7 protein-coding genes and 1 pseudogene are annotated in these 13,009 nt (G+C 69.4%); 6 read left to right on the top strand and 2 right to left on the bottom strand.

All coding sequences use genetic code 11. The features are described from left to right. The 4 genes and pseudogenes from NNJEOMEG_RS19120 to NNJEOMEG_RS19105 form a co-directional block, all read left to right on the top strand. A pseudogene (locus NNJEOMEG_RS19120) lies at positions 1 to 649 on the top strand (hypothetical protein); the annotation flags it as partial. 39 nt (positions 650 to 688) lie between these two features. Continuing rightward, positions 689 to 4,972, top strand: a complete 4,284-nt coding sequence (locus tag NNJEOMEG_RS19115; RefSeq protein WP_173087072.1) for a BadF/BadG/BcrA/BcrD ATPase family protein — start codon at positions 689 to 691, stop codon at positions 4,970 to 4,972. 117 nt (positions 4,973 to 5,089) lie between these two features. After that, positions 5,090 to 5,740: a hypothetical protein gene (locus NNJEOMEG_RS19110; protein ID WP_173087071.1), complete on the top strand. Its 651-nt coding sequence runs from the start codon at positions 5,090 to 5,092 to the stop codon at positions 5,738 to 5,740. A gap of 175 nt (positions 5,741 to 5,915) precedes the next feature. Then, complete coding sequence (locus tag NNJEOMEG_RS19105; RefSeq protein ID WP_235957041.1) at positions 5,916 to 6,719, top strand: glycosyltransferase family 2 protein; 804 nt, start codon at positions 5,916 to 5,918, stop codon at positions 6,717 to 6,719. A 463-nt stretch (positions 6,720 to 7,182) separates the two neighbouring features. Here the strand turns inward: NNJEOMEG_RS19105 and NNJEOMEG_RS19100 are convergent, their stop codons facing one another. After that, positions 7,183 to 8,382, bottom strand: coding sequence for an aspartate aminotransferase family protein (locus tag NNJEOMEG_RS19100; RefSeq protein ID WP_173087070.1), 1,200 nt, complete (start codon positions 8,380 to 8,382; stop codon positions 7,183 to 7,185). A gap of 122 nt (positions 8,383 to 8,504) precedes the next feature. Beyond that, positions 8,505 to 8,975, bottom strand: coding sequence for a dUTP diphosphatase (dut, locus tag NNJEOMEG_RS19095; RefSeq protein ID WP_371865524.1), 471 nt, complete (start codon positions 8,973 to 8,975; stop codon positions 8,505 to 8,507). A 155-nt stretch (positions 8,976 to 9,130) separates the two neighbouring features. Here dut and glgP point away from each other — a divergent pair, with 155 nt between their 5' ends. Together glgP and NNJEOMEG_RS19085 are read left to right on the top strand one after the other, a co-directional pair. Next, positions 9,131 to 11,704 carry an alpha-glucan family phosphorylase gene (gene glgP, locus NNJEOMEG_RS19090; RefSeq protein WP_173087068.1) on the top strand — a complete coding sequence of 858 codons (2,574 nt, stop codon included), beginning with the start codon at positions 9,131 to 9,133 and terminating at the stop codon, positions 11,702 to 11,704. A 650-nt stretch (positions 11,705 to 12,354) separates the two neighbouring features. Then, positions 12,355 to 12,939 carry a dihem cytochrome c gene (locus NNJEOMEG_RS19085; RefSeq protein ID WP_173087067.1) on the top strand — a complete coding sequence of 195 codons (585 nt, stop codon included), beginning with the start codon at positions 12,355 to 12,357 and terminating at the stop codon, positions 12,937 to 12,939. Positions 12,940 to 13,009: the final 70 nt, after the last annotated feature.

The raw sequence follows: 13,009 nt of genomic DNA, 5'->3' as shown, positions 1-13,009 counted from the left end.
CGAAGAGGCCCTGGCGCAGCGCCTCAAGGCCGACGTCCTGGCCGAAATGCCCCAGGCCGAGCCCGTTCCCGCCCTGGACGAAGAGGCCCTCATCGAGCGTGTCCGCGACGCCGTGATGGCACAGATGCCCACCGCGCCCGAACCCCTCGACGAAGAGGCCCTGGCGCAGCGCCTCAAGGCCGACGTCCTGGCCGAGATGCCCCAGGCGGAGCCCGCTCCCGTCCTGGACGAAGAGGCCCTGGTCGAGCGCGTCCGCGACGCCGTGGCGGCACAGCTGCCTCCCGCGTCTGAACCCCTCGACGAAGAGGCTCTGGCCGCCCTTGTGGATGCCCGCATCGAGGCCTTCAAGGCCAGCCTCCCAGAGCCCCAGGCCGATCCGACGGCCCGCCTCGACGAGCTGGCCGCGCGTCTGGACGCAGTGTCCGCCCCGGCGGATACCGCGCCGCTCCAGGAGGCCTTGGACGCCATGGCCCAACGCCTCGCCGCGCTGGAATCCGCCCCCGCGCCGGACCAGTCCGCCCTGGTCTCCCGCGACGACCTGGACGCCCTGCGCCAGGAGCTGCTGGCCGAGATCCGCAAGACCGTCCCGGCTGCCGCCGCCAAGATCATCCGGGAGGAAATCCAGGCCCTGGTCCAGGAAATGGACTAGCGCCCGGCGGATCGCACAGCGCCGGGCGACCTGCCGCCCATGCCCCTCAACCCTCCCGACTCCCTGGGCATCTGCCTGGGGGCCACCTCCGTCAGCGCCGTACGGCTGCGCACCGGCAGGGCCGCGCAGGGACCGATTTTCACCGCAAGCGTGCCGCACGGCGGCGACCCGGCCGGCACCCTGCGTCGCCTGATCGAGGAACTTCCCGACTGGTGCGGGCTGCACGTGGCCGTAACGGGCCGAAGCCTGCGCACCCTCACCCGCCTGCCCTCCCTGAGCGAACCCGAAGCCGTGGAGCTGGCCGCCAGCCGCGTCCGGGGCGGCGACGACGGCCCCTGCACGGTGCTCAGCGCCGGGGGCGAGACCTTCATGGCCTATGCCCTGGACGCCTCCGGGCGCGTGCGCGACATCCAGTCCGGCAACAAATGCGCCTCGGGCACCGGCGAATTCCTGGCCCAGCAACTGGCGCGCATGGGCCTTGCGGTGGAAGACCTGCCCGGCCTGGACCCCCAGGCCCAGCCCTGGGCCGTGTCCGGGCGCTGCTCCGTGTTCTGCAAGTCCGACTGCACCCACGCCCTGAACAAGGGCGCGGACAAGTCCTCCGTGGTGGCCGGGCTGGGGCGTATGATGGCCCTCAGGTGCCTGGAGCTTCTTGAAGGGCTGCCGCCCGCTCCGGTGCTCCTCACGGGTGGCTGCGCCGCGAACCCCTTCCTCGTGCGCTTCCTGCGTCAGGAGCTGCCCGCGTTGACCGTCCCCCCAGAGGCCCCCTGGTTCGAGGCCCTGGGCGCCGCCCTCTGGGCCGAAAACCGCCGCCCCGCGCCGCCAGGCCACGGCGATCCGGTAACGGGCCGCGCCCGCAGCTTCGCCCGCCGCAAACCCCTGCGCGAGACCCTGGGCCTGGTGGACTTCAAGCACGCCCCCCGCGTCGAGGCTCGCCCCGGGGACGTGGCCGTGGCCGGGTTGGACGTGGGCTCCACCACAACCAAGGGCGTGGTGGTGCGCCTGCGCGACGGGGCGGTCCTGGCCGGGGAATACCTGCGCACCGGGGGCGACCCCGTGGGGGCCTCCCGCCGGGTCTATGCCGCGCTGGCCCGGACGCTGGAGGGCCGCGCGCGCATCCAGGGCCTGGGCGTAACGGGTTCGGGCCGCGCCATCGCGGCGCTCCACGCCGGGGCCACGGCGGCCATCAACGAGATCGTGGCCCACGCAGCCGCCGCCGTTCACTACGATCCCGACGTGGACACCATCTTCGAGATCGGCGGCCAGGACGCCAAATACACCCAGCTGGACAAGGGACGCCCCTGCGACGCGGCCATGAACGAGGCCTGCAGCGCGGGCACGGGCTCCTTCCTGGAGGAGGCGGCGTGGGAGTCTCTGCGCGTGCCCACGGCGGACATCGCCCCCATGGCCCTCGCGGCGGACGCCACGCCGGACTTCAACGACCAGTGTTCCGCCTTCATCGGCTCCGACATCAAGCGCGCCGCCCAGGAGGGCATGCCCCTGCCCGAGATCCTGGCCGGACTGGCCCATTCGGTGTGCCTCAACTACGTCACGCGCGTGAAGGGCAACCGCCCCGTGGGGCGGCGCATCTTCATGCAGGGCGGCGTCTGCTACAACCGGGCCGTGCCAGCGGCCATGGCCATGCTCACGGGGCGGCGCATCGTGGTGCCGCCGGAGCCCGGCCTCATGGGCGCGCTAGGCGTGGCCCTGGAGGTGGCCCGCAGACAGGACGAGGGCCTCCTGCCCCGGGGCGACTTCGACCTGGACGCCCTGGCCGGGCGCGAGGCCTCGCGCCGCGCGCCCTTCATCTGCCGGGGCGGACGCGGCGGACAGCAGGGCTGCGACAGGGGCTGCCGCATCGAGCGCATCGAAGTGGCCGGGCGCGTGCACCCCTTCGGGGGCATCTGCAACCGCTTCGAGAACCTGCGCCAGGGCCGCTCCGCCGACGCCCGGGAGCTGGACTTCGTGCAAGCCCGCCAGCGCCGCGTCTTCCGCGACCACCAGGCCCCCCTGCCCGGCCGCCCAACCGTGGGCATCTCCCGCTCCTACCTGACCAATACCTACTACCCCCTCTTCGCGGCCTTCTTTCGCGAACTGGGCCACGAGCCCCTGCTCGCGCGGCGCGCCGAACCGGAGGGAATCAAGCGCCGCCTCGCGGCCCTGTGCCACCCGGCGGAGCTGGCCCACGGCTTCCTGGCCGACCTCCTGACCCAGCGGCCGGACCACCTCTTTCTGCCCCACGTGCGCTCCGTGCCCGAGGCCGGAGGCCAGGCGGACTCCTGCACCTGCGTGCTCCTCCAGGGCGAGCCCTTCTACCTGCGCGGGGCCTTTCCCGAACTGGAGGCCTACGCCGGACGCCTGCACACGCCCACGCTGGACTTCCGGCAGGGTCTCCCCCACTGCGAGCGCCCCTTCACGGAGCTGGCCCGAGCCCTGGGCGCGGACGCGCGCGCCGCGCGCCGCGCCTTCCGGGCCGGGGTCGAGGCCCAGGCCGCCTGCCGCGCGGACCTGGACGCCCTGGGACGGGAGGCCATGGCTCGGCTGGACGCCCACACCGGCCTCACGGGCGTGGTCCTTTTCGGACGCGCCTACAACGCCTTCGCGGCCGAGGCCAACAAGGCCGTGCCCGAAAAGCTGGCCACTCGGGGGGCGCTGGTGATCCCCTGCGACATGCTCCCCATGGACCCGCACGCCCGGGACGACTTCACCATGTACTGGGGCCAGGGGCGCACCATCCTGGCCGCCGCGCGGGCCGCCCGTGCGCATCCCCGGCTCTTCGGGGCCTTTGTCACCAACTTCTCCTGCGGCCCGGACTCCTTCCTGCTGGGCTATTTCCGCGACGAGATGGGGCCGCGTCCCTCATTGGTGCTGGAGGTGGACAGCCACACCGCCGACGCGGGCATCGAGACGCGCCTGGAAGCCTTCCTGGACATCGCGCGCAGTCACCAACGCGCCCCGCGCGCCTCGCGCCCCCGGGCGGCGGCCGCGTGCGTCCCCGCCCGGGTGGAACCGCGCGGCCGGGAGCCGGGCGTGCGCGCCTCCTCCGGCGAATGGCTCCCCCTGCGCCACCCCCGCGTGACCCTGGCGCTGCCCAGCATGAACCCCGTGGCCTCCACGCTCAGCGCCCATGCCCTGCGCGGCCAGGGCATCCGCGCCCTGGCCCTGCCGCCCGCCGACGACGAGGCCCTCAAGCTGGGCCGGGGCAACTCCAGCTGCAAGGAATGCCTGCCCCTGCAGCTCACCGTGGGCACGCTCCTGGAGCACCTGGAGACGCGACCCGCCAACGAGGTGACGCTCTATTTCATGCCCGGCGCGCAGGGACCCTGCCGCTTCGGGCAGTACGAACGCTTCACCCGCAAGCTCATCGCCCGCAACGCCATCCCGGACGCCGCCGTGCTCTCGGCCACGGCCGACAACGGCTACCAGGGGCTGGGCGCGGCCGTGACCCTGGCCATCTGGCGCGGCGTCGCTGCCGGGGATTTCCTCGAAGAGGCCCGCTCCATGCTCCTGGCCGCCGCGTGCGACCCGGCCGACGCCTTGGCCGCCTGGGACATCGCCCGCGAGCGCATCGGCGAGGCCATGGCGCGCTCCTGGCGCGAGGCGCTGGACACCATGCGCCGCGAAGCGCTGGCCCTGGCGCGCCTTCCGCTGCGCGCGCCCGTGCGCGACGTGCCCGTGGTGCTGCTGGCAGGGGAGATCTTCGTGCGCCACGACCCCATCTCCCGCCAGGGACTCCTGGAGCGCCTCGCGGCCGATGGCATCGCCGTGCGCACGGCCCCGGTGAGCGAGTGGGTCTTCTACACCGACTGGCTCCAGAACCGGGGCATCACCCGGCCCAGCGGCATCGCGGGCAGGGTGCGCCAGTGGTTCAAGCGCCTGGCCTGGAGGCAGGCGCGCGCGGCGCTGGCCCCCTCGGGGCTCACGGGCCTCCACGCCTCCCCGGTCGAGGCCCTGGTGCGCGCCGCCGCGCCCTACGTGTCGCCCCTGCTCACTGGCGAGGCGGTGCTCACGGTGGGCGGGGCCTTCCAGGAGATCCTGGCCCCCTATTGCGGCGTGCTCGCCATGGGGCCTTTCGGCTGCATGCCCGCCCGGCTGGCCGAAGCCGCCCTGGTCCGACGCTTCGACACCGACGCCCTGGCCCGTCTGCACCCCGGGCGCGTGCGCCGCCTCCCCGCCCACGCGCGCGGCAAGCTGCCCCTGCTCTGCCTGGAGACCGACGGCAACCCCTTCCCGCAACTGGCCGAGGCCCGCCTGGAAGCCTTCTGCCTGCAGGCGTTGCGCCTGCACGAGGCCATGGCCGCCTCCCCTTCGGACCGCCCCTAGGGCTTGAACACCCGCCCGACATGTCGTAGAGAGTTCAGGATGGGGTTACCCGCCGACCGGCGGACGCCCCGGCGCGGCACAGCGTCACGTCCTGCACCCTTCACCGCGAGGAAGCCCATGAACAAACGCTTTCGCCTCTCCATCGCCCTCGGCGTCTGCATCCTGTCGCTCGCCTTCGCCCTCCCGGCCCTGGCCCAGTTCGGAGTGCTCCAGCAGGGCCTGGACGCCGTGACCAAGAAGGACAAGGCCCCCGCGCCCGCGCAGGGACAGGGCGGCAAGGGCTTTGCCGGAGGCGTCTCCAAGCCCCTGGCCCAGGCCACCACTTTCAAGAACACGGCGCGCAACCTGGAATTCACCATCCCGGCCGGGTGGGAGAAGGTCTCCGGCGAGCCCGAGTCCGACTCCGTAAGCTTCCAGAAGCCCGGCTCCACCATGGGCTTCACCCTGCACATGACCCAGATGCAGCCCAGTTTCCCGGCCAAGGCCTCCGTGGACGCGAGCCTGAAGTCCGCCAAGGAGGACATCAAGATCAAGAAGCTCCTGGAGGCCAAGCGCCGCGACGACGGCGACCCCAAAAAGAAGTGCGGCGTGATCGGCTGGGAGGTGGTGGAAGCGCCCCAGACCAACGGCATCCAGCGCATCATCTGGCAGTGCTACGACGGCCAGAACTTCTACATCAACCTGATGGCCTACAGCTCCAACGAGGAGTTCCAGGCCGCCCAGCCCACGCTGCGCCAGGTCATGGACTCCATAAAGTTCTGCAAATAACGCCCGATCAGTCCCGGAGCGGGGAGGCCGCCGCGCCTTCCCGTCCCGGGTCTCCCGCCGGTCCCGCGCGGAGTTCCGCCGCCTTGTGTTGATGCCTCCCGGCGATTGCGGTACCCACCGTTCGCCGGGCATTGCCGTGCAACGATGCGCCCCAACGCCAACCGTGGAGAAGTCCGTGTCCTGCCCCCTCGTCTCCGTCGTCGTGCCCACGTACAACCAGGCCCGCTACCTGGGCGCGTGCCTGGATTCCATCTGGTTCCAGGACTGGCCCAACATCGAACTGGTGGTGGTGGACGACTGCTCCACCGACGAGACGCGCCAGGTGATCGAGCGCTTCGCCGCCGACGTGGCGGACGAGACGGCCTCCTTCGCCTCCTACTACGACGAGGCCGCGGACGTGATCGAGCGCACTGTGCACCCGCGCTACCGCCGGGAGGGCCGCACGCTCACGGTGCTGCGCAACGAGACGAACCGAGGCTCCACGCCCACCTACAACCGGGGCTTCCGCGCCGCCGGAGGGGACTACTGCACCTACGTGGCCTCCGACGACCTCCTGCACCCCCAGATGGTGAGCACCCTGGCCCGGCCCCTGGACGCAGGAGAGGCGGATTTCGTCTATTCCGACATGTTCGTCTTCGACGACGCCATGCGCATCCTGCGCGAGTTCAAGGTGCCCGACTACAGCTTCGATCGCTGCTTCCGCGACTGGTACCTCTGCGGGGTCTCCAAGCTCTACCGCCGCTCCCTGCACGAGCGCTGCGGCTGGTACGACGAGACCTACCTGGCCAACGACCACGACCTCTACCTGCGCTTCGCCCTGGCCGGGGCGCGCTTCCTCCACGTGCCCCGGACGCTCTACTCCGTGCGCACCCACGACAACCGCGCGGTGAACGTGCACAGCTCGGCCAATTGGGCAAGGCTGCTGGAGGAGTCCAAACGCCTGGTGCGCTCCGCGCGCGCCGCCGCTACGCCCCGGTGAGCCGGAATGCGCCCGGCCGATGGGGTTGAAGCCGGGCGCCCGAGGCGGCACACGAAAGGGGCCGCATGGCCATGGCGCTTCGCCCTCCCAGGCCCTGACCTCACGGGCGCACTGTTCAGAGCGTCGACAAGTCGGCTCGTGGTTTCGCTGGCGGCGCCGGGTTCCCCCCAGGCCCGGATGGAGGGCCCGGGGGGGGGATCAGGGGCGGGATTGCCGCCCGCGAACCCGTCCCGGAATTTTGACGCCAAAAGAGAAGGCGCGCCCGTCTCCGGGTGCGCCTCAGCTGGATGACAAACCCCGAAACGGGGTTTGTGGGAGCCGCTTACGGGCGGCAAAGCCGCCCTGCTCCAGGCTGCGCTTCGCGCAGGGCTGCTGAAAAAGCCGCAAAGCCAACTTTTTCAGCAGCCTCAGGCGCGCCCGTCTCCGGGCGCGCCTTTTCGTGGTCGTTGCCGGGAGGAGCAGGCTACTGGCCGGCCAGCACGTCGGAGAGGGCCTGGGCGAAGCGGCGCAGCTCTTCCTGCTCGATCACCAGGGGCGGCAGGAGCCTGAGCACGGTGCCCTGGGTGAGGTTCAGGATGAAGCCGCGCTTCATGAGCTCTTCCCAGACCTTCTGGCCGTCGAAAGCGAGGTCGATGCCGATCATCAGGCCCAGGCCGCGCACTTCCTTCACCTTGCCCGGGTTCTGGGCGGCCACGTCCGCGAAGAGGGCCAGGGCGAAGTCGCCCATGCGGGCGGCGCGCTCGGCAATGCGCTCGCGGTGCATGATCTCCACGGTCTTGAGGGCGGCGGCGCAGACCAGGGGCGTTCCCCCGAAGGTGGTGGCGTGGCTGCCGGGCTCGAAGCCCCGGGCCACCTCCTCGGTGGCCAGCACCGCGCCCATGGGCAGGCCATTGGCCAGGGCCTTGGCCGCCGTGAACACGTCGGGCTCGAGCCCGTGGTGCTGGTGGGCCCACCAGCGGCCCGTGCGGCACATGCCGGTCTGGATTTCGTCCACCATGAAGAGCGCGCCCTGCTCGCGGCAGAGGGCCTGCACGCCCCGCAGGTAGGCCTCGGGGAAGAGCTTCACGCCGCCCTCGCCCTGCACCACCTCCAGGAGCACGGCGGCAGTGCGCGGGGTGAAGGCCGCGCGCAGGGCCTCCAGGTCGCCAGCGGGCACGGTGACGAAGCCCTCGGGCAGCGGCTGGAAGTGCTCCTTCACCTTGTCCTGACCCGTGGCCGTGAGGGTGGCCAGGGTGCGGCCGTGGAAGGAGCTGGTGAGGGTGATCACCTCGAAGCGGTCCTGCCCGCGCACGGTGCGCTGGTAGCGCCGGGCGAGCTTGATGGCCCCCTCGTTGGCCTCGGCCCCGGAGTTGCAGAAGAAGACGCGCCCCGGACCCCAGGTGCCCAGCAGGGCCTCGGCCAGCTCCACCTGGGGCGTCTGGAAGAAGAGGTTGGAGACGTGCACCAGCTCGCGGGCCTGGCGGGCCAGGGCGTCGGCGATCTCGGGGTGGGAGTGGCCCAGGTTGGCCACTGCGATGCCCGCCAGGAGGTCGAGGTATTCGCGGCCGTCCAGGTCGTGCAGGGTGCAGCCGCTGCCCTTGGCCAGGGCCAGGGGGTAGCGGCCGTAGGTGTTCATCACGGACGCCTGGGTCCGTTCTTTCAGGGCGTCGAATGCGTCGCTCATGGGAAGCCTCTCTCTCCGTTGCTGTTTTCGCAACGGTTTCGGTACATTCCGCAGCCTATACGGGAGTCCAGAGGGCGCAGCCCCTTGGCCGCCGGAGGCTTTCCCCCATCGGCTGGGGGGGGTCAGACGGAGCCGGTGTGGCCGAAGCCGCCGGCTCCTCGGCTCGTGTCGCCCAGCTCGTCTGCGGCCTGGATGGCCGCCTGCCGGTAGGGCATGACGAGAAGCTGGGCAATGCGCTCCCCTCGCGCGACGGTCTTGTGGGTTTCGGAGGTGTTGAGCAGCCAGACGACGATCTCCCCCCGGTAGTCGGGGTCGATGACGCCCACGCCCTGGGCCACGGTGAGGCCGTGCTTGGCCCCGAGGCCCGAGCGGGAATAGACGAACCCGGCCAGGCCCGGCTCGGCGATCTCGATGGCCAGGCCCGTGCCGAAGGCGTGGCGTCCCCCGGGGGGAATGTCCACGGCGGGCACGTCCATGGCGGCGCGCAGGTCGATGCCCGCGGAGCCCTGCGTGGCGGGCTCCAGGGGGAATTCCTCCCAGACGGGATGGAGAAACTTCACCCTCAGGGGGACGGGCTTGGGCTGGCAGGTCACGGCGGCTCCTAGGGAACGTTGTCGGAACACGGTTTCTAGCCTTTTTGCCGCCGGGACAAAAGAGAAAAATGGACCGCTCCGGCTCGTGGGATTCCTTGCCATTGTCGCCAAGGACTGGCATGTAGTTGGTGCTAAAACCTCAAAAAGGATCGCCCATGCAACCTTTGCAAGTCTACAGCGTCGTCCCGAAGCTGCCCCCGAAGCTCAAGGGCCTCTGGGAACTGGCCTACAACTGCTGGTTCGCCTGGAACACCGAGATCAGCGAACTCTTCGCCCAGGTGGACCAGAAGCTGTGGAGGGAGTGCGAAGGCAACCCCGTGGGCTTCCTGAACAGGCTGCCCCAGCGCACCCTGGAGGCCCTGGCGGCCGACCAGTTCTTCCTGGACCGCGTGGGCGAACTCCAGAGGAGCCTGAGCGCCTACCTGGCCAAGAAGACCATCTCCATCCCCTTCCCCGAGGGCGAGAACAAAGAGCCGGCCATCGCCTACTTCAGCTTCGAGTACGGGCTCTCCAAGGCCCTGCCCATCTACTCGGGCGGCCTGGGCATCCTGGCGGGCGACCACCTCAAGAGCGCCTCCGACCTCTGCGTGCCCCTGGTGGCCGTGGGCTTCGCCTACCAGCAGGGCTACTTCCGCCAGTACCTCTCCCCCGACGGCTGGCAGCAGGAGCGCTACCCCATCTACGACTTCGAGCAGATGCCCATGACCCCCGCCACCGGCGAGGACGGCAAGCGCCTGCTCGTCTCGGTGGACCTGAAGGGCGAGCGCGTCCAGGCCCAGATCTGGAAGGTGGCCGTGGGGCGTGTGAGCCTCTACCTGATGGACACCAACATCGCCGAGAACCCGCCCCACTTCAAGCAGATCACCACCCGGCTCTACGGCGGCAACCTGGAGATGCGCCTCTGGCAGGAGATCCTCCTGGGCATCGGCGGCATCAAGCTCCTGGACATCCTGGGCTTCAAGCCCAAGGTGATCCACATGAACGAGGGCCACTCTGCCTTCGCGGGCCTGGAGCGCATTCGCCGCTTCATGGAGGGCTCCGGGCTCACCTTCGAGGCCGCCGCCGAACTGGTGGCCTCCTCCAGCATCTTCACCACGCACACCCCGGTCCCGGCGGGCAACGACCGCTTCCCGCCCGACCTCATGCAGCCCTACTTCGAGGACTACGCCCGCAAGCTGGGCCTGGCCTGGAAGGTGTTCCTGGCCCTGGGCCGGGAAGACCCCCGCAACGACGCCGAACCCTTCTGCATGACCGTGCTGGCCCTGCGCCTCTCGCGCATCAGCAACGGCGTGTCCATCCTGCACGGCTTCGTCTCGCGCAACATGTGGAAACGCGTCTGGCCCCAGTACCCCGTGGAGGACGTGCCCATCGGCGCGGTGACCAACGGCGTCCACGCGCCCACCTGGGTGGCCCCGGACCTGGCCCAGCTCTTCGACCGCTATATGGGCTCCAACTGGCGCGAGGACCCGGACTGCACCCGCGTGTTCGACCAGGTGGAGGCCATCTCCGATGCCGAACTCTGGCGCACCCACGAGCGCCTGCGCGAGCGGCTCATCGACTTCGTGCGCCGCAAGCTGCACGACCAGCTCCTGGCGCGCGGGGCCAAGCGCAAGGAACTCCAGATGGCCGAGGAGGTGCTGGACCCCCAGGCCCTGACCATCGGCTTCGGCCGCCGCTTCGCCACCTACAAGCGCGCCACGCTGCTGCTTTCCGACCAGGAGCGGCTCATCAAGATCCTCTCCGAGTCGCCCAAGCCGGTGCAGTTCATCTTCGCGGGCAAGGCCCACCCCCACGACAACGAGGGCAAGAAGTACATCCAGCAGCTCGTGCAGATGTGCGGAACGCCCGAGTGCCGCTATTCCATGGTCTTCCTTGAAGACTACGACATGGAGGTGGCCTCCTACATGTACCAGGGCTGCGACGTGTGGCTCAACAACCCGCGCCGCCCCCTGGAGGCCTGCGGCACCTCGGGCATGAAGGCCATGATGAACGGCGTGCTGAACTTCTCCACCCTCGACGGCTGGTGGGCCGAGGCCTGGCGGTCGGACAACTCCCTGGGCTGGGCCATCGGCCAGGGCGAGGAATACGAAGACCAGCAGTACCAGGACTTCGTGGAGTCCCAGATGCTCTACAACGTGCTGGAGAACGAGATCATCCCCACCTTCTACGATCGCGGTCACGGCAACCTGCCGCGCGGCTGGATCAAGAAGATGAAGGAGTCCATCCGGGTTCTGGGGCCTTGGTTCTCCTCGCACCGCATGGTGGAGGACTACGCCAAGGTGGCCTACGGCCCGGCCATCGAGAACTACAACCGCCTGGTGAAGGACGACTTCGCCGCCGCCAAGGACCTGGCCCAGTGGCGCATGGAAATGATGACCAAGTGGTCCAGCCTGATGATCCGCGACGTGCGCGCGGCGCAGCCCCAGCAGATCTATGTGGGCGAGCCGATCCTCGTTTCGGCGGAGATCAGCCTCAACGGCATCCGGCCGCAGGACGTGCGCGTGGAGGTCTACTCGGGGCCGGTGGACTTCGAGGGCAAGTTCGTGCAGCGCGAAACCACCATCATGCAGCCGGGCGAACGCACCGACGACGGCTGGCAGCGCTTCACCGGCGAGGTGATGCCCATCGAGGCCGGGCGCTTCGGCTACACCGTGCGCATCCTGCCGCACCACCCGCTGCTCCTGGACAGCCACTCCCTGGGCCTCATCAAGTGGGCGGACCCGCAATAGCGCGGGAGACGAGAAGAAGGACGCAAACAGGACGGGGGCTTCGGCCCCCGTTTTTATTGTCTTCATGCATTCCGGGTAGGAGCGGCCCGGAGAGGCGTTGGCGCGCGCTGTGCTACAAGGGCGGCCGAAGGACGCCCCGGCGGACTCGTTCGCGGTCTCGCCCCGGCCTGAGTCCCTGCAGGCCGCGTGGGGCGGTGTCGCCGGGCTGTTCCTGTCTCTTTGTCCAGCGTTCCTTCACCTCTCTGCGCGTTGCCTGTCCAGTCCCGCCGACCCCACGACGCCTGCAGGCCCCGCGTCGTCCCGTCGGCCTGGTTCTGCTGGCGGGGGCTCAATCCGTTGCAGGCCAAAGAGAAACTTCCGTATATGTTGAATGGGTGCGTGCGACTGTTGTATCGGTTCATGAGAATCATGGTCAAACGCAAAAATGTGCGCTGAACTTGATTTTCATGTGCACAAGTTGTGATTGTCATTTTATAGATTTGATGTATGGCCAACTGGATGGAGTCGATCACATGGGCCTCAGGACGCGATGGTGTCCGCTGGACAGTGCTCCCGGGGGCGAGGGGGTGATGCGGTTGCGGGGAGGCATGGCGCGAAGTGTCGACGCCGGAGGATGGTTTTCGAGAGACTGCATACCGGAGGAGATTGCCATGGAGAGAAGGCGTAAAGGGTTCCTTGCAACGCTTTCGGCGGTAGCTATCCTTCTGCTGGGTATCGGGGTGTATTCGATTGCCGACGAGTATGATGAGCACGGGCGGCATGAGCGAAGGGAGGGCGGAAAGAGGCCGGACAGGGATGCGCATGGCGGCAGAAGCCATGCGCAGACGGCCGTTAACGCCACCTATGCCGACGCGTGCGGCCGGTGTCACTGGGCCTATGTTCCGGTGCTGTTGCCTGCAAAGTCATGGACAAATATCATGGCTGCGCTCGGGAGTCATTTCGGTAACGACGTGACGCTCTCTCCACAGCAATGGAACGACGTTTCCGGGTACCTGGCTTCGAACAGTTCGGACAATGCCGGGGCGAAAATCGGGCGAAAGATCACCAAGAGCCTTGGCGGGGCCTCCCCCGAGAGAATAACAGACGTCCCGTACATACAGCACAAGCACCGGAAGATTGACCAGGCGGCCTTGGCGAAGGGGAGTGTCGGTTCACTCTCGAATTGCATAGCCTGTCATCCGGGGGCGTCGAACGCCGTATTTGACGACGACGACGTGAAGATCCCTGCCCGGTAGGCGTCTTCGCGGGCAGGATGCCGCGCGGCAACGGTATCGCTGAGCTCCTCCCGTGCGCTGCTCCCCAGGT

This window comes from Fundidesulfovibrio magnetotacticus (genome assembly GCF_013019105.1).
Lineage (GTDB): Bacteria > Desulfobacterota > Desulfovibrionia > Desulfovibrionales > Desulfovibrionaceae > Fundidesulfovibrio > Fundidesulfovibrio magnetotacticus.
This window is presented reverse-complemented; position numbering and strand designations above follow the sequence as displayed.